This window comes from Mesorhizobium oxytropidicola, assembly GCF_056174625.1.
This window is the reverse complement of the sequence record NZ_CM149692.1, coordinates 2086297-2101123: the sequence shown is the minus strand read 5'-3', so window position 1 is coordinate 2101123 and position 14827 is coordinate 2086297. Positions and strand designations below refer to the sequence as shown.

Here is a 14827-nt window from a genome sequence, read left to right as displayed (position 1 = left end):
CTTCAATCGATGGGGCTGTCTCAGTCGACCCGCAGGCGGTAGCCGACACCGGTTTCGGTGGTGATGTGGTGCGGCTGGTCGGGGGTCTTCTCGATCTTCTGCCGGAGCTGCCTGACATAGACCCTGAGATATTGCACGTCGGTCGAGTCGCCCAGATCTGCTTCAGGATGAAATGGTGGGTCAGCACTTTGCCGGCATGCTGCACCAGGATGCGCAGTATGTCGTATTCCTTCGGCGAGAGTTTTATCTCCTTGCCCTCGACCTTGACGATGCGCTTGACCAGATCGACGCTGAGGTCACCGCTCTGGAAGACCGGCTTCTCGCCCTGCTGCTGGAACTTGTGCCGCAGCGCCACGCGGATGCGCGCCACCAGTTCGTTCATGCCGAACGGCTTGGTGACATAATCGTCGGCGCCGAGTTCGAGCGCGTTGACGATGCCGGCCTCGTCGGTGCGGCTGGAGAGGATGACGACGGGAATGTCGAGGCCGTCGTCACGCCATTTGCGCAGCAGCTCATGGCCGCTCATGCCGGGCAGGCCGAGATCGAGCAGCACCAGGTCCGGCTTTTCCTGGTCCATCAATTCGATCGCCGCCTTGGCGTTCGGCGCCTCGCTGACCGCATAGCCCTGGCTGCCGAGGCCGACGCGCAGCAGTTTGCGGATCGGCGGTTCGTCATCGACGACCAGTATCCTGACATTCGTGTTCGTCATGCCAAATCACCCACATCCCAAATCACCCACATCATTGTCGTCCGTACTGGCGGCGCCGAGATCGGGCGGGTTCGTCGGCTTCGGCATTTTGATGGTGAAAACCGCACCCGAACGGTCGGTTCGGTTTGCCGCGGTGATCGTGCCCCCCATCGCCTCGATGAAGCCGCGGCAGATGGACAGGCCGAGCCCGGTGCCGGCGCGAACCTGGTCGCGCTTGCGCACCCGGTAGAACGTGTCGAAAATCCGTTCCAGATCGCCAGGAGGAATGCCCAGCCCCTCATCCATGATCTGCAGGATGACGGAACCATTGTCGGTCCAACCCTGCACGCGGATCGTCGAGCCTGCCGGCGCGTATTTCGCCGCATTGTCGAGGAGATTGAACAGCGCCTGCTCGAACAGCACGGGATCGACCTTCAACATCGGCAAATCCGCCGGGATGTCGATCTCGGTCTTGTGCTCGGCGATGATCTTCTTCGCCCTTTGCAGGGCGGAGCCGACGATGTCTCCGACGTAGTGGAAAGCGAAGTTCGGCTCCATTGCGCCGGACTCGATCTTGGTCATGTCGAGCAGGTTCGCGATGAAGCGGTTCAGCCGCTCGGATTCGTCGAGCACGGTCGTCAGCAGCTCCGCCCGGTCCTGTTCGGGAAGAGCGGGCGCGAATTCCCGCAGCGTGCCGGCCGCGCCCATGATGGCGGCGAGCGGCGTCTTCAGATCATGCGAAATCGAGGTCAGCAGCGCCGAGCGCAGCCTGTCCGCTTCGGCGGCGAGCTTGGCCCTGTCGACATCGGCGACGAGCTGGATGCGTTCGATGGCGACCGCCGCCTGGTCGGCCAGCGCGTCGAGCAGGCGCTGCTGCTCCGGCGTCAGCAGTGGGCCTTGCTTGTCATTGTCGAGACCGACGACACCGATTGCCGTGCGCCCCGTCCGCAACGGCAGATAGAGCCGCTTGGCGCCGGGCAGCGTATCGGCGCCACGCCCGGCGGCGCGGTTGTGCTCCCAGGCCCAGCGGGCGGCGGCAATGTCGGCCTCGGCCAGCGTGTCGTCGGGCGGATAGCCGGCCTTGACGGTGATGGTGCCGTCTTCAGGCAGAAGCAGCACCACCCGCAGCTTGAGCATCGAGGCGATCTGGAAGGCGGTGGCCCACAGAACGTCGTCGAGCGTGCCGGCACCGGCGAGCTTCTTGGAAAAGAGGTAGATGTCCTCCGTGGCCCGCGCCCGCGAGCGGGCGGCGATCGCCTGGCGCTGCACGCGCACCGTCAGATTGCTGGCAATGACGGCGACGACCAGGAATACGCCGAGCGCGACAATGCTCTCCGGATCCCGGATCGTCAGCGTGTAGCGCGGCTCCAGGAAGAAATAGTTGAAGGCAAGGGCGCTGAGGAGACAAGCGTACAGAGCCGGCAAGAGACCGCCGGTCACCGCCGACGCCAGCACCCCGATGAGGAAGATGATCGCGAGGTTGCGAACATCGAGAAACTGGTCGAGCAGCACGGCGAAGGCGAGCGAGCCGGCGACATAGGCCGTGGCCAGGAGATAGGGCCAGATTTGGAATGGCGTCTGCTCGTCCGCGGTCCTTACGTTCCTCGACGTCGCCTCGGTGCTGCGTTCGTTTCCCGAAATGACATGGACGCTGATGTCGCCGGCATTGCGGATGAGATCATAGGTCAGCGAGCCCTCGATCAGTTCGCGCCAGCGCGAGCGGGTCGGCCGGCCGACCACGATATGGGTGAAATTGTTCGCCGTCGCATAGCGCACGATGTCCTGCGCCACATTCTGACCCGGAATGGTCGTCACCTCGGCGCCAAGCTGCTGGGCGAGGCGCAAATTGTTTGCCAGCCGGTCCTTGTCCTCCTCGGGCATGCTGGCCGAGCGGGGACTGTCGACATGCAGTGCTGTCCACGGGGCACGCAACCGGTCGGCCAGCCTGCGCGCATAGCGGATGCGGGCCGCACCGCCCAGGCGCGCGTCGAGGCAGACGAGGACCCTTTCCCCGGCCGCCCAGGGCCCTTGGATGGCATGGGACTGCATGTGATTGAGCAACTGCTCGTCGACGCGCTGGGCAGTGCGGCGCAGCGCCAGTTCCCTGAGCGCCGTCAGATTGCCGGGCGAGAAATAGTTCTCGATGGCGCGTTGCGCCGTGTTGGGGAAGTAGACCTTGCCTTCCTCGAGCCGCTTGATCAGGTCGTCGGGGGTGAGATCGATGATCTCGACATCGTCGGCCTGGTCGATGATGGAGTCAGGAACCGTCTCGCGGACCCTGACCTTGGTGATCTGGGCAACAACATCGTTCAGGCTTTCGACATGCTGGACGTTGAGCGTCGTGTAGACGTCGATGCCTTGCGTCAGGATTTCCTGGACGTCGAGATAGCGCTTGGGGTGGCGGCTGCCGGGCGCGTTGGTGTGGGCGAGTTCGTCGACGAGAACCAGCGCCGGGCGCCGGGCGAGGATGGCGTCGATATCCATCTCGTCGAGGACGCGCCCCTTGTAGTCGACATTGCGGCGGGGAATGACCTCATAGCCGTCGACCAGGGCCAGGGTTTCCTTGCGGCCATGCGTCTCGACGATGCCGATCACCACATCGATGCCGTCGGCCAGCCTGGCACGGCCAGACATCAGCATCTCGTACGTCTTGCCGACACCGGGGGCGGCACCGAGGAATATTCGCAGACGGCCGCGCCCCTCCCGCTCGGCATGCTCGAGCAGCGCGTCGGGGGAAGGTCGGTTTTCGTTGCTTCTGTCTTCCGGCATCAGGATCGATCATGGAGAGGTCCGGGGATGCTGTCGATCCCCGGCCCTCGCCATCACCTATTTCGCGGCGTCCAGCGCCAGGTTGAGCGCCAGCACATTGACCACCGGCTCTCCCATGAAGCCGAGTTCCCTGCCTTCGACCTGGCCGTCGACAAGTGTCTTGACCTTGGCTTCGTCGATGCCCCTGGCCTTGGCGACGCGCGGAACCTGGAAATACGCGGCATCCGGGCTGATGTGCGGATCGAGGCCGCTGCCGGACGTCGTCACCAGGTCCATCGGCACAGGCTGGTTCGGATTCTCCGCCTTCAGCTTCTCGGTGTCGCCCTTGATGCGCTCGATAAGCTTGGGGTTGGTCGGGCCGAGATTGGTGCCGCCCGACGCCGTGGCGTCGTAGCCGTTGCCGGCGGCCGAGGGCCGGCCATGGAAATATCTGTCGCTGGCGAAGGACTGGCCAATCAGCTCGGAGCCGATGACCTTGCCATCCTTCACGATCAGGCTGCCATTGGCCTGGCGGGGGAACAGCGCCTGCGCAATGCCGGTCATGCCCAGGGGATAGACCAGGCCGGTCAGCACGGTGAAGAAGACGATCATGATGATCGCGGGTCTGATTTGCTTGAGCATCGGAATGATCCTTATGCAAGGCCAAGGGCCGTGACGGCCATGTCGATTATCTTGATGCCGACGAACGGGACGATGATGCCGCCGAGGCCGTAGACCAAGAGGTTGCGGCTGAGCAGCGCGCCGGCACCGATCGCACGATATTTGACGCCTTTCAGCGACAGCGGGATCAGCGCGATGATGATCAGCGCGTTGAAGATGATCGCCGACAGGATGGCGCTCTGCGGCGTCGCCAGATGCATGATGTTGAGCGCCTGCAGCGGGCCGGTGGTCTGTCCCGGTGCGATGTAGAAGACGGCGAACATGGCCGGGATGATGGCAAAGTACTTGGCCACGTCGTTGGCGATCGAGAATGTCGTCAGCGAGCCGCGCGTCATCAAGAGCGCCTTGCCGATCTCGACGATCTCGATGAGCTTGGTCGGATCGCTGTCGAGGTCGATCATGTTGCCGGCTTCGCGCGCGGCAACCGTACCGGTGTTCATGGCGACGCCGACGTCGGCCTGGGCCAGGGCGGGCGCATCGTTGGTGCCGTCGCCGCACATGGCGACCAGCTTGCCCTTGGCCTGTTCGTCGCGGATCAGCTTCAGCTTGTCCTCGGGTGTCGCCTGGGCAAGGAAGTCGTCGACACCGGCTTCCGCGGCAATCGCGGCCGCCGTCAGCGGATTGTCGCCGGTGATCATCACCGTGCGGATGCCCATGCGGCGCAGTTCCGTGAAGCGCTCGCTGATGCCGCCCTTGACGATGTCCTTGAGATGGACGACGCCGAGCAGGCGCCCGTCACGCTCGACCGCCAGCGGCGTGCCGCCGGACTTGGCGACCTCGTCGGCGATCGCCTGGAGATCCCGCACGGACTCGCTGCTTGGGCGCGTGCCGTGAGCGGCGACCGTCGACTGGTTGACATGGGCAAGCACGGAATCGACCGCGCCCTTGCGCACCGACGAGCCGTCGACATCGACGCCGCTCATGCGGGTCTGCGCGGTGAAGGGAACGAAGGTTGCGTGCAGCGTTGCCATGTCGCGGGCGCGGATGCCGTATTTCTCCTTGGCTAAGACGACGATCGAGCGGCCCTCCGGCGTTTCGTCGGCAAGCGAGGCAAGCTGCGCCGCGTCGGCCAGTTCCTGCTCGGTGACGCCCTTGACCGCACGGAATTCCGTCGCCTGGCGGTTGCCGAGCGTGATCGTGCCGGTCTTGTCGAGCAGCAGCGTGTCGACGTCGCCGGCCGCCTCGACGGCACGGCCGGACATGGCCAGCACGTTGAAGCGCACCAGGCGGTCCATGCCGGCGATGCCGATCGCCGACAGCAGCGCGCCGATCGTGGTCGGGATCAGAGTGACGAACAGGGCGACGAGCACGGTCACCGAGATATAGCCGCCCGAATAGGCGGCGAAGCTCGGGATCGTCGCGGTAGCCAGCACGAAGATCAGCGTCATGCCGACGAGCAGGATGTTGAGCGCGATCTCGTTCGGCGTCTTCTGGCGTTCGGCACCTTCGACCAGCGAGATCATGCGGTCGAGAAAGGTGTGGCCGGAGGCGGCGGTGATGCGCACGCGGATCCAGTCGGACAGCACCTGCGTACCGCCGGTGACCGCCGAGCGGTCGCCGCCGGATTCGCGGATGACGGGCGCCGACTCACCGGTGATCGCCGCTTCATTGACCGAGGCGACGCCTTCGATCACCTCGCCGTCCGACGGGATGATGTCGCCGGCCTCGACGAGGACGATGTCGCCGACCTTCAGGCTGGTGCCGGGCACCAGCTTGAACTTGGCTCGGTCCTCGCCGGCCAGAAGCTTGGCCTGGGTCTCGGTGCGCGCCTTGCGCAGCGAGTCGGCCTGCGCCTTGCCGCGGCCTTCAGCGACCGCTTCGGCGAAATTGGCGAACAGCACGGTAAACCACAGCCAGATGATGATCTGCAGCGTGAACTTGAAATCGCCGCCGCCGGTGATGAGATCCCTGACAAAGAGAACGGTGGTCAGCGCCGAGACGACGGCGACGACGAACATCACCGGGTTCTTGATCAAGGTGCGCGGGTTCAGTTTCCTGAAGGCCCCGCCGATGGCGGGCCACAAGATGCGGGCATCCATGATGCTCGCGGATTTGGACTGGCTCATTTGTTGGCTCCAGTATCTGAAATGTTGGCGGGCACCGATCGATCGGATGCCGAAGGAAGATGCGGCGGCCCATAGACCAGCAGCCAGATCACGATCATGGCTGCCGCAATGCCGAGGAATGTGGACACGGTCGGGAAAGGAGGGGGGATTCTCCCCCTCTCTGTCGGTCCGACGCTCAACGTTGCGACGCGTGTTTTGAACCAGGACATGGCGGCCTCAGAAGGTCTGCCCGTGGATCATGGCCAGGTGTTCGACGATCGGTCCGATCGCCAGCGCCGGGAAGAAGGTGAGGCCAACGACGATCAGGATGACGCCGACCAGCAGGCCGACGAAGAGCGGACCGTCGGTCGGGAAGGTGCCGGCGGAGGCCGGAACCGTCTTTTTCGCCACCAGCGAGCCGGCGATGGCAAGCGCTGGGATGATGACGAAGAAGCGCCCCACCCACATGGTGATGCCGAGCGTGATGTTGTACCAGGGCGTGTTGCCGCTGAGGCCGCCAAAGGCCGAGCCGTTGTTCGCCGCCGCCGAAGTGTAGGCATAGAGAACTTCGGAGAAGCCGTGCGGACCGCCATTGGCCATCGAGGCCACAGCACTTGGCAGCACGACCGCGATGGCCGTGAAGACCAACATGACCAGAGGCAGGGCGAGGATGGCGAGCATCGCCATCTTGACCTCCTTGGCCTCGATCTTCTTGCCGAGATATTCGGGCGTGCGGCCGACCATCAGGCCGGCGACGAAGACGGCGATGACGATGAACATCAGGATACCGTAGAAACCGGCGCCGACGCCGCCGACGATGACTTCGCCGAGCTGCATGTTGATCATCGGTATGAAGCCGCCGATCGCGGTGAACGAGTCATGCATGGCATTGACCGCGCCGCAGGAGGCGGCCGTCGTGATGACGGCGAACAGTGCCGACAAGGCGATACCAAAGCGGCTCTCCTTGCCTTCCATGTTGCCGCCGTCGATGCCGAGCGCGTGCACCAGCGGATTGCCGGCGGCTTCCGCCCAGTAGCAGATGGTGACGCCGGCGATGAACAGGACACCCATCGTTGCCAGGATCGCCCAGCCCTGGCGCTGGTTGCCGACCATGCGGCCGAACACGTTGGTCAGCGAGGCGCCAAGCGCGAAGATCGTCACCATCTGGATGAAGTTGGAGATCGCGTCGGGGTTTTCGAAAGGATGCGCGGCATTGGCGTTGAAGAAGCCGCCGCCATTGGTGCCGAGCATCTTGATGGCGACCTGCGAGGCGACAGGGCCAAGGGCGAGCGTCTGTTTGGCGCCTTCGAGCGTGGTGGCGTCGACATAGGGGCCGAGCGTCTGCGGCATGCCGAGCCAGACATAGACAAGGGTCAGCACGATGCAGGCCGGCAGGAGGATGTAGAGTGTGCAGCGGGTCATATCGACCCAGAAATTGCCGATCGACTTGACCGAATGCCGGGCGAAGCCGCGGATCAGCGCCACCGCGATGGCGATGCCGACCGCCGCGGACATGAAGTTCTGCACGGTCAGGCCAGCCATCTGCACGAGGTAGGACATCGTGCTTTCGCCGCCGTAATTCTGCCAGTTAGTGTTGGTCACGAAGCTGACGGCGGTGTTGAAGGCAAGGTTCTGCTCAACCGCTGTCATGCCGGCCGGATTGTAGGGCAGGACGCCCTGCAGGCGCAGCAGGACATAGAGCACGAGGAAGCTGGCCAGGCTGAAGAACATGATGCCGGCCGCATAGGCGGTCCAGTGCTGCTCCTCGCGCTCGCTGGTTCCCGAAATGCGGTAAAGTGCCCGTTCGACGGGCCGAGGATCGGCGAGAGGAATGTGCGATCGCCGTTGAAAACGCGGTACATGTAGCCGCCGAGCGGCTTCACCAGCAGAACGACGACCACGCAGTAGGCGAGGATCTGTATCCATCCGTTGAGAGTCATGGCTGTAGCTTTCCGTGCCTTGCTGTTGCCGTCAGAAGCGTTCTGGGCGAACCAGGGCGTATGTCAGGTAGGCGAGCAGGAACAAGGTCACACCGCCGCCGAGGATATAGTCGAGAAGCATGTTTCGATCCTCCGGCTCAAAGAATGTCGCAGACTTTTATGTAGGCGACGGAGAGAGCGAAAAACAAAATCTCCAGCCCGATAACGACGATATCCATCGTGTGTATTCCTTATCTTCGTTTTATTTGCGCATTGCGCTGTGCACCTGCAGTCGGCAGGCGGAAACCAAATGGAACCACTCCGCCACGACAGATAATCGCGACCGAGCTGTGTGTTCCCTGGAGGATATGGACCCGATCGCCATAAAGGTTCGAGACGGCGCGGACCGGAAAGAAATAGGAATTTTATAAAGATTTTTTGCCGGACGGCTCGTCGCGATCACTCATTGGCTGAACGGGCGGAACGAATCCTCCAGCGGGAGATTGTCGACCAGAGGGCTCACCAAAGGGATATGACGATGGCAAAACAGAAAATACTCGACGACCTGTTTCACGACACGCTGAAGGACATCTATTTCGCCGAAAAGAAGATATTGGCGACGCTGCCGAAAATGACCAAGGCCGCGCAAAGCGCCGAGCTGAAAGCCGCCTTCGAAAAGCACCGCACCGAAACCGAAGGCCATGTCGCCAGGCTGGAGAAAGTCTTCGGCGTCATCGGCAAGAAGCCGGTCGGCAAGACCTGTGCGGCCATCATGGGCATCACCGAGGAAGGTGCCGAGATCATGGAAGAGTACAAGGGATCTCCCGCGCTCGATGCCGGCCTGCTGGCCGCCGCGCAAGCGGTCGAACACTACGAGATCTCGCGCTATGGCACGCTGAGGACGTGGGCCGGTGAACTCGGCCTGAACGAAGCCGTGACGCTTCTCGAAGCGACGCTGAAGGAAGAGAAGGCTACGGACCAGGCGCTGACCACGATCGCGGAGTCGGCTGTCAACGTCGCGGCCGAAGCAGCATAAATCTTCACGCACAGGATCAGGGGAGCCGCGTCAGGAATAAGCTAACGTGGCTCCCGCATCATGCTGAGATAGGTCGGGTCGAACTCGGCGATTTCCTGCAGCCGGTGCCAGTCCAGAATGGTCACCGCGTGGTTTGCCCAGCTGACGACGCCGACCTTGCGCAAGGCGCCGATAACCCGGTTCATGTGCACCACCGACAGGCCAAGCACGTCGGCCATCTCCGCTTGCGAGAGCGGCAGGTGGAAGCTCATGCCGTTGGTGCGCTGCACCACCTGCAACCGCACGAAAAGCTCACAGACCAGATGCGCCAGATGCGAAGTCTTGGAGCGCCGCCCCATGGCGACGATCCATTCGCGGTGGATGGCGCCGTCGACCAGCGTGTCCAGCCACAACAGCCGGGTCAAATGCGGCGCCTGCTCGGTGATGGTGCGTAGCCGGCCGTGATCGGCGAACATGACATGACAGGGCGACAAAGCGACGATGCCGTGATCCATCGTCTTCAGCAGGAAGGCATGGAGATCGACGAAGTCGCCGGGCACCTGCAATGAGGTGAACTGCCGGCCGCCATTCTCCAGCACCTTATAGCGCGCCGCCAGCCCGTCGAGGATCAGCGTTGAATAGGTCGGCCGCGATCCCGATGCGACAATGTCCTGGCCGGTGGCGAAATGCCGCTCGAAGGTCATGGCGCCAGCCAGCAGCGCCTTCTCGGCGTCTGACAGCGCGTCATGCTGACCCAGGTTCAGGTAGAGGGATTCAAGCACCGCAACCTCCAGCGAAAGGGCCTGAGAAGCCGATCGCCATGTGTTCTGTCGGAAGCAAAAGGCGGCTTGGGATGGACTAGGCCTTTGGAAGCTTACGGGCATTAACATTTGTTAGGCCTGCTTGTTCCACGGCAAATGCCGCCCGCTGATGGAACAACTGCTTAGCCCGCGAATTGTCGATTGACTATCTCGCCATTTCATCAGCCTGAGGTTCAGCCCATCATGCCTCGATACTATCTCGACCTCTACAATGGCGACGGTCTGACGGTCGATGATGACGGCCAGGTCTTCGAAACGCGCGAGCGGCTGCGGCGCGAAGCGATCCGCATCCTGCCCGACATCGTCCGTGATGAGATGATCGAGAACGACCGCACGGCCATTACCGTCAAGGTGCGCGACGAGAGTGGACGCCGTATCTTCGAGGCATCGCTCGTCGTCTCTTCGGGGTGGTGCGACTGACGGCCCTCCCCGATATCGATGACAAAAGTCTTCCGACCATCATTTGTAATCGCCGTCCCCGCCGCGACGCTGCACCATGCGGGGCCGGAAGAGGCGGCGATTTGTTCCGAACCGCCCCCTGCGGGATGGAGGTAGCAGCAGATGAACCGTGCAAAAGTCGACACCCAGCGCGACGAGCGCGCCAAACGTGAATCGCAGATCGTGATCGATGCCGAGCGGGCGGCCCGCGAAGCAAAGACAGCCAGGCTGAGAGAGTTGCGCCTTGCCGCGCAGTCAGCGCAGGCGCCTGATCCGACGAGGCCCAGGCCGGCACGCAGGCGGGCACCTTCGAAAGGTTGATCGCCTCTCGACAAACATTATCGAGAGATAGTTGCGATCTTCGTGCAGCAAAAGCAAAGCCCGGCTCGGGAGGTCCAGGCCGGGCTTTCAGTGACGGTCGATGCGGAATTGGCCACCACGAGCGGATGGCCTCAAACTCAGGCGGCGTAGCCGCCACAGCCGCGCGCGACGGCGCGCGCCACGATCACCGGCTCGATCTCGGGCCAGAGAATGCCAGTGGCTTTCGCGAATGCGACGAGCGCACGGCGCGCTTCATCCCTGGTGATGCAGCCTTCCAGCGCAAGGCCACACGCTTCGACAGCATTGCGATAAAGCGGACCACGGCGCGACGTCGTCCAGTCGGTCAGGAAATCGTGCATTTCGGCCAGCGAGGCAATCTCGCGCTTGAAGCCAAGGCCGACGGTGAGCGCCACCGGCGAATGAAACAGCTTGTCGTACATGAAACGGCTCCTGATTGTCGCAGCGCCAGGAGAAATATCCGGGCTGGTCCACGGACGGGACGCCGTGAAACGCGCGGCAAGGCGGGAGGTTCCAAATGGACGCTTTTGTTCCTCCACGCCGATGGCCCGTAGGGCTACATCAGATGCCCGGTCCACCTGATGTCCGGCATGTTTCCCCCTCAAGGAGGAAACAGCATAGCAAGAATCCGGCGTCCTTTATCGCCTGAAAGGACACGAAGTGGTGAACGTGATGCGCACGGTTGGATATATGGCTCGGCGTTCCTGGCCTCCTGCGTTGGCTGCCTGGATAGCCTTCAGCACTTCCGTCATCGGCGAATTCCTTCTTGGCTCCTAGCCTCTGTTCGTACTGCCTGCTGAGTTTGAACCCGCTGCGTTCTCGCTGAGGCGCAAAGCCTGGAAGGTCAGACCGAAAACATCTAGAATCCGTCATCGTTGATTGAACCGGTCAGTAGCCCGTGAGCTCGCCGGCCGTCGGGGGCTCGGGGACCTTGCCGCCCAGTATGCGGGACATGATCGCCGTCAGCGTTGCCGGATCATTGTCAAAGCCTCCGTGGCTCGTCGGGCCGGTATCTTTGCCTACCGAATAGCTTGTCGAGAGCTGTTTGTATGAAGCCGTGAAAGAGTCATAGATCTGCATCCCGGCTAGCGGCGTGTTTGGAGCGTCTTCATAGGCGCGTGACACCAGGTAGAGCAGGGAATGACTATAGGAGGGGAGCGGCGCGACGCCGACTTTATCGTCGAGCTCGAGCCGGCCATCGAGGTTGTACATATACAGCTTGCCCACGAGCGGACTGTTTTTCCTCAGGTAAGGACCGTAGAGCGCATTGAAGAAATCGACGGTACAGGCGGGCGCCATGAGATGGATAGTTTCCAACTCGATGTTGGCAAGGCCGATATCTTTGAATACTTCAAGGAATCGGCCCAGTATGATCGCGCCGGCGCTGTGTCCAACCAGATGTAGTTTCGGCGCCGTCCAGCCTTGTCCAGCCCCTTGAGCAGCATCGACAAGCCATACAGTCCGCCACCATAGCCGTCCTGTCGATTCTGCAGGAACGCGGCCCTTGCGTCCTGCTTCATGTTGCGCCAGGCACGTGTGCCCAGCGGCTTCCCGATGGTTTCGAACAAGACGTCGCCGAGGATTCCGCCGGCGCGCGCGTTGGCGGTTTGAGAGAGTGGCCCGAACGCCTCGTCGATGAACCCCGAACCCCACATGAGATGAAAGTTATAAATCCGGTTTCGAGAGAAGATTTCGTTGCGCTTCCAAACAGCGATCCGATTCGCTTCGTCATCCGGCGTGTTCAAACCGCCATGCGCGTAGATCAACAGATGGTCATAGCCTTTGCCGGTGTCTTTGCCGACGTCCTTGTTGGAGTTCGGATCGACAATCCGCTTGATCGTCTCGTCCATCTCGGCTGCCGTCGGCGATGCGTAGCGGCCGTCGAGCACGTAGCGACCATCATCTATATTGATAAAGTGGCCGACAATGTCGCCCCGGTTGGGGGCGCTTGCGGCGTTCGGAACGACCACGCCGGAGGGGACGCTTCGCGGAAAGGCGCTGAAGGCCGACGGCGCGCGGACACCGAGTTGCAGTACCCAGGCGTCCATCATCGTTGCCGCCCAGTCCTCATAGAGCCAATGGGCCACGCCACCGCGCCCCCATTCAGATCCCCATGAGTTCAGCACCCAAAAACCTTCAGCATCATAGCCGACCAGGGCGAAGGCATGACCGCCAGCAGCTGGCCCGCCGGGCTTGATCTGGTACTCACCCGTCCACCCGTCGGCCGTTTGCCTCTTTTGCGGGCTGGTCCAGTTCTCGTGGATATGCGCCGACACATAGATCGCGCCGACCTCGTCGATCGCGGCATGAAAGTCGGTAAGATCGGGCTGCAGCCGGTAATAGGCACCAAGGCGCGTCCCTCTAGCATCCTTGGCCATCTCGTAGGTCAGGGTCCAGTTCCCATCATCAGTTCCGTCGGGAGCAAGCGCTTCGCTGCAAGCACCGTTTCGGTAAAATCCCTTTATGGCACCCGGATGCTCGATCCGACATAGCTGGTACCGGCCCACTCGTCGTTCCGCTTAGCCATTTCGTAAAGCATGCGCGCGCTGACTCGCTTGGCGGCGGACTGCAACTCCTCGCGATGCAGTAAGCAGTCTAGGGCATGCGCCAGCGCATGCCCGGTGCAGCTCTGCAAGCCTCCCTGGTTCCTGACCGTGAACGCAATTCTTGGATAAATGCTGGGCTCCAGCGCGCGAAGGCGTGGCTGATAAATGCGATCCCGGATGTCCGGCAGATCGGGAAGGACGGTGAGGCGGCGGCCATGAAGGCGGCTATTCTGTCTAAATGTCCGATTGCCGAGCCGCAGCGGCATGCCGAGGGCGTCCGGCGTCAGTGCTGCGGCATCGGCGGGCAAGCCCCCGCCACCGGGAGCGGTCGATTCTGCGCCGAGCCTGGCTGCGGCGTCGTCAACAGGTTCACCTTGCTGGCTACCCCCGTTGGATTGAGCCTGGCGGGTGGGTGCGGCCGGAGCCTTTGCAGTATTCTTCGAAGTACCCGCCACCATCGCCCCTTTCGCAATCATTGCTCGTGAAAAGAGGCCCGCCGAAGGTTACGGATACATCTTCTTGATCATGGCCACGTCCTTGTCCGACACCGCAGTGTTTTGGTTGGTAGGCCCAAGGCCATCCGAGAAAAGGGCTCCGTCGAATGCATAGAGCATGATGGATTTCGGGTCAAAATCGGTGGCTGTTATGCCTTTCGGTGAATATTTCTCCAGGACATTGACCCTGATGTCTTCCGGACTCCAGTAATTTGGGGGGCCCTGGAAATATTTCATTACCGCAGACTCATTCCAGGTGCGCGTAAATTTGGGTGATTGATGCTCATGGATACAGCCAAGGGCGTGGCCGAATTCATGCGTGACCACCCTGTGGTATTCTTCTTCGTCCGTGTCATCACGCAACCAGCCGTAATTCATCGTCGGCTGGTTGGTGGGAAAGTAGCTCGCGTTAAGGGCATCCCGACCGATTGCGGACCACGAGCCGTTGTCGGCAAAGAATGAAATCCGAATTTCGGCGTCTCCCTGGCTAACGAATTTCAGCTTGACATCGGCATATTTTTGCCACTCGAGCGCGACTGCTTTCACCTTGGACTTCATCTTGGCGCTACCGTCCAGAAACCGGCAACGCAATGTTGTCCCCGGGCTCCATTTCTTGGAGTTGACCAGGGCCATCCTGGCGACGCCCAGAACCCCGCTGGCCTTGAGCTTCTTTCGCCTCCCGCCGCCTCAATCATCTGCTCCCGCATCCGCCGCCGCACGAAGCGTTCTTGATCAAGTTCATCGGGTATAATGCGTTCAAAACAAATCTTCACCGGCGCATCTGCCGTCTGGACCGGGTTACGCGGTACGACTTTTGATCTCCTGGCCATTTACAGTTTCCTCCCCGTAGTCTGGAACTCTGTTGTTGTTTACGAAATGATAAAGGCGATGATAATCACACGTCTTGTGGCACTTGCCTAGCGTCTTTCATTTGAAACGTAGTGATCCCGCATCGTCATCTGCCTCACGGCCAATAAGTACCTGAGCCGCCCGACACTTATCCGTCGCGGCTGACCGGATTTCATCGTCGGTGAAGGGCAATCAGAGGCTACCTTCAGTTCGCGCTAGACTATGCCAGATCGAAACAATGAAG

13 protein-coding genes and 2 pseudogenes are annotated in these 14827 nt (G+C 61.9%); 3 read left to right on the top strand and 12 right to left on the bottom strand.

Annotated elements, in window-relative coordinates:
• Positions 1 to 20 precede the first annotated feature (20 nt).
• From AC0V8S_RS10540 to kdpF, 6 genes and pseudogenes are all read right to left on the bottom strand, one after another.
• A pseudogene (locus AC0V8S_RS10540) lies at positions 21 to 709 on the bottom strand (response regulator transcription factor).
• A 6-nt stretch (positions 710 to 715) separates the two neighbouring features.
• Positions 716 to 3457: a DUF4118 domain-containing protein gene (locus tag AC0V8S_RS10535; protein WP_475437639.1), complete on the bottom strand. Its 2742-nt coding sequence runs from the start codon at positions 3455 to 3457 to the stop codon at positions 716 to 718.
• Between the two features lie 57 nt (positions 3458 to 3514).
• Positions 3515 to 4078, bottom strand: coding sequence for a potassium-transporting ATPase subunit KdpC (kdpC, locus tag AC0V8S_RS10530; protein ID WP_475437638.1), 564 nt, complete (start codon positions 4076 to 4078; stop codon positions 3515 to 3517).
• Positions 4079 to 4089: 11 nt separating this feature from the next.
• Positions 4090 to 6183: a potassium-transporting ATPase subunit KdpB gene (gene kdpB / locus AC0V8S_RS10525; RefSeq protein ID WP_475437637.1), complete on the bottom strand. Its 2094-nt coding sequence runs from the start codon at positions 6181 to 6183 to the stop codon at positions 4090 to 4092.
• Between the two features lie 216 nt (positions 6184 to 6399).
• Positions 6400 to 8102 (bottom strand): annotated as a pseudogene (gene kdpA, locus AC0V8S_RS10520) (potassium-transporting ATPase subunit KdpA).
• Positions 8103 to 8133: 31 nt separating this feature from the next.
• Complete coding sequence (gene kdpF / locus AC0V8S_RS10515) at positions 8134 to 8223, bottom strand: K(+)-transporting ATPase subunit F (RefSeq protein WP_032918612.1); 90 nt, start codon at positions 8221 to 8223, stop codon at positions 8134 to 8136.
• Positions 8224 to 8619: 396 nt separating this feature from the next.
• Between kdpF and AC0V8S_RS10510 the strand changes: the two genes are divergently transcribed.
• On the top strand, positions 8620 to 9117 hold the full coding sequence (locus AC0V8S_RS10510) for a YciE/YciF ferroxidase family protein (RefSeq protein ID WP_475437636.1): 498 nt from the start codon (positions 8620 to 8622) through the stop codon (positions 9115 to 9117).
• 41 nt (positions 9118 to 9158) lie between these two features.
• Here AC0V8S_RS10510 and AC0V8S_RS10505 read toward each other — a convergent pair whose 3' ends face one another.
• Complete coding sequence (locus AC0V8S_RS10505; RefSeq protein ID WP_183463043.1) at positions 9159 to 9878, bottom strand: Crp/Fnr family transcriptional regulator; 720 nt, start codon at positions 9876 to 9878, stop codon at positions 9159 to 9161.
• Positions 9879 to 10100: 222 nt separating this feature from the next.
• Here AC0V8S_RS10505 and AC0V8S_RS10500 point away from each other — a divergent pair, with 222 nt between their 5' ends.
• Together AC0V8S_RS10500 and AC0V8S_RS10495 are read left to right on the top strand one after the other, a co-directional pair.
• The gene (locus AC0V8S_RS10500) at positions 10101 to 10337 is read left to right on the top strand and encodes a DUF6894 family protein (RefSeq protein ID WP_258581554.1); all 237 of its coding nucleotides are present in this window, start codon (positions 10101 to 10103) and stop codon (positions 10335 to 10337) included.
• Positions 10338 to 10478: 141 nt separating this feature from the next.
• A complete protein-coding gene (locus AC0V8S_RS10495; RefSeq protein ID WP_475437635.1) occupies positions 10479 to 10676 on the top strand; it encodes a hypothetical protein in 198 nt (65 codons plus the stop codon).
• A 137-nt stretch (positions 10677 to 10813) separates the two neighbouring features.
• Here AC0V8S_RS10495 and AC0V8S_RS10490 read toward each other — a convergent pair whose 3' ends face one another.
• The 5 genes from AC0V8S_RS10490 to AC0V8S_RS10470 all read right to left on the bottom strand — a co-directional run bounded on the left by AC0V8S_RS10490 (position 10814) and on the right by AC0V8S_RS10470 (position 14367).
• The gene (locus AC0V8S_RS10490) at positions 10814 to 11116 is read right to left on the bottom strand and encodes a DUF982 domain-containing protein (protein ID WP_475437634.1); all 303 of its coding nucleotides are present in this window, start codon (positions 11114 to 11116) and stop codon (positions 10814 to 10816) included.
• A gap of 466 nt (positions 11117 to 11582) precedes the next feature.
• Entirely contained in the window at positions 11583 to 11921 is a 339-nt protein-coding gene (locus AC0V8S_RS10485; protein ID WP_475437633.1) for a hypothetical protein, read from the bottom strand.
• 17 nt (positions 11922 to 11938) lie between these two features.
• On the bottom strand, positions 11939 to 13072 hold the full coding sequence (locus AC0V8S_RS10480; protein WP_475437632.1) for a hypothetical protein: 1134 nt from the start codon (positions 13070 to 13072) through the stop codon (positions 11939 to 11941).
• An 83-nt stretch (positions 13073 to 13155) separates the two neighbouring features.
• A complete protein-coding gene (locus AC0V8S_RS10475) occupies positions 13156 to 13548 on the bottom strand; it encodes a hypothetical protein (RefSeq protein WP_475437631.1) in 393 nt (130 codons plus the stop codon).
• 195 nt (positions 13549 to 13743) lie between these two features.
• Positions 13744 to 14367: a matrixin family metalloprotease gene (locus tag AC0V8S_RS10470; RefSeq protein ID WP_475437630.1), complete on the bottom strand. Its 624-nt coding sequence runs from the start codon at positions 14365 to 14367 to the stop codon at positions 13744 to 13746.
• Between the last annotated feature and the right edge of the window lie 460 nt (positions 14368 to 14827).

What these genes read in the sequence shown, in the direction of transcription:
- kdpC (WP_475437638.1), bottom strand. Translation starts at nt 4,078, where the DNA reads ATGCTCAAGCAAATCAGACCCGCGATCATCATGATCGTCTTCTTCACC.
- AC0V8S_RS10510 (WP_475437636.1), top strand. Translation starts at nt 8,620, where the DNA reads ATGGCAAAACAGAAAATACTCGACGACCTGTTTCACGACACGCTGAAG.
- AC0V8S_RS10495 (WP_475437635.1), top strand. Translation starts at nt 10,479, where the DNA reads ATGAACCGTGCAAAAGTCGACACCCAGCGCGACGAGCGCGCCAAACGT.
- AC0V8S_RS10470 (WP_475437630.1), bottom strand. Translation starts at nt 14,367, where the DNA reads ATGGCCCTGGTCAACTCCAAGAAATGGAGCCCGGGGACAACATTGCGT.
- kdpB (WP_475437637.1), bottom strand. Translation starts at nt 6,183, where the DNA reads ATGAGCCAGTCCAAATCCGCGAGCATCATGGATGCCCGCATCTTGTGG.
- AC0V8S_RS10480 (WP_475437632.1), bottom strand. Translation starts at nt 13,072, where the DNA reads ATGGCCAAGGATGCTAGAGGGACGCGCCTTGGTGCCTATTACCGGCTG.
- AC0V8S_RS10500 (WP_258581554.1), top strand. Translation starts at nt 10,101, where the DNA reads ATGCCTCGATACTATCTCGACCTCTACAATGGCGACGGTCTGACGGTC.
- AC0V8S_RS10535 (WP_475437639.1), bottom strand. Translation starts at nt 3,457, where the DNA reads ATGCCGGAAGACAGAAGCAACGAAAACCGACCTTCCCCCGACGCGCTG.
- kdpF (WP_032918612.1), bottom strand. Translation starts at nt 8,223, where the DNA reads ATGCTTCTCGACTATATCCTCGGCGGCGGTGTGACCTTGTTCCTGCTC.
- AC0V8S_RS10490 (WP_475437634.1), bottom strand. Translation starts at nt 11,116, where the DNA reads ATGTACGACAAGCTGTTTCATTCGCCGGTGGCGCTCACCGTCGGCCTT.